The 1,254-nt window shown below is 59.2% G+C and carries 1 protein-coding gene; it reads right to left on the bottom strand.

The window, feature by feature from the left end; genetic code table 11:
- A partial coding sequence (locus FEM54_RS32750) for a beta-ketoacyl-ACP synthase III (RefSeq protein WP_138454304.1) occupies positions 1-1,105 on the bottom strand: 1,105 nt, incomplete at its 3' end.
- Positions 1,106-1,254 lie beyond the last annotated feature (149 nt).

The following is a 1,254-nucleotide window of genomic DNA, read 5'->3' as shown; positions in this document are numbered from 1 at the left end:
TCACGCTGCCGATCGAGTAACCCGCACCGAACGAGCTGAGCACTGCAACCGAGCCCTTGGGCAGATCGTCCTGATAGGTGTGAAACGCGATCACCGAGCCCGCCGAGCTGGTATTGGCGTATGTATCAAGGATCACCGGCGCTTCTTCCACCGAGGCTTCGCGGCCCAGCAGCTTCTTCACAATCAGGTGGTTCATGCTCAGGTTGGCCTGGTGCAGCCAGAAGCGCTTCACGTCGGTCACGCTCAGTTGGTTTTCTTGCAGGTGTACACCGATCAACTCGGCAACCATCGGGCAGACATCACGGAAGACTTTGCGGCCTTCCTGCACGAACAGCTTGTCCGGCGCGCCGATGCCTTCTTCGGCGGTACGGTTGAGGAAACCGAAATTGTTGCGGATGTTATTGGAAAACTTGGTCAGCAGCTTGGTGCTGACCACGTCGAACTGGTGCTCGGAGGTCGCCAGATCAGCACGCTCAAGAATCACCGCCGTGGCCGCATCACCGAAGATGAAATGGCTGTCGCGGTCGCGAAAATTCAAGTGGCCGGTGCAGACTTCCGGGTTGACCATCAGGATCGCCCGGGCCTGGCCCAGTTGGATGCTGTTGGCCGCGTTCTGGATGCCGAAGGTGGCCGAGGAACACGCCACGTTCATGTCGAAGCCGAAACCCTGGATGCCCAGGGCTTCCTGGACTTCAATGGCGATGGCCGGGTAGGCGCGCTGCAGGTTGGAGCAGGCGACGATCACGCCATCGATGTCGGCGGCGGTCTTGCCGGCGCGCTGCAGGGCTTGTTCGGCGGCGCCGACGGCCATCTGGCAGAGTACCGACCACTCGTCGTTGCTGCGCTCGGGCAAGCACGGGGCCATGCGCTGTGGGTCAAGGATGCCGTCCTTGTCCATCACAAAGCGGCTCTTGATGCCCGACGCTTTCTCGATAAAGGCGGCGCTGGACTCGGTCAATGCCTGCACGTCACCGCGCTCGATGGCGGCAGCGTTGTCTGAATTGAACTGTTGCACGTAAGCATTGAAAGACTGCACCAGCTCTTCGTTGGAGATGCTGTTGGCCGGGGTGTACAGGCCAGTGCCGCTGATGACGACGTTATGCACGGTCGTTCCTCTAAATCTGTCAGGCAGAGAAGATATTGGTACCGTCGTACCAAATTTTAATTCGTTCGATACCCTCCAGCGGGCATCAAACTGGCAACGCTTTATCCCATCGCACCACAGTGTTTCGCGGCGTTACCGGTCTTTATGAC

The organism is Pseudomonas edaphica (genome assembly GCF_005863185.1).
GTDB lineage: Bacteria > Pseudomonadota > Gammaproteobacteria > Pseudomonadales > Pseudomonadaceae > Aquipseudomonas > Aquipseudomonas edaphica.
Note: the sequence above shows the minus strand (reverse complement) of the source record. Positions and strands in the feature narration are given on the sequence as shown.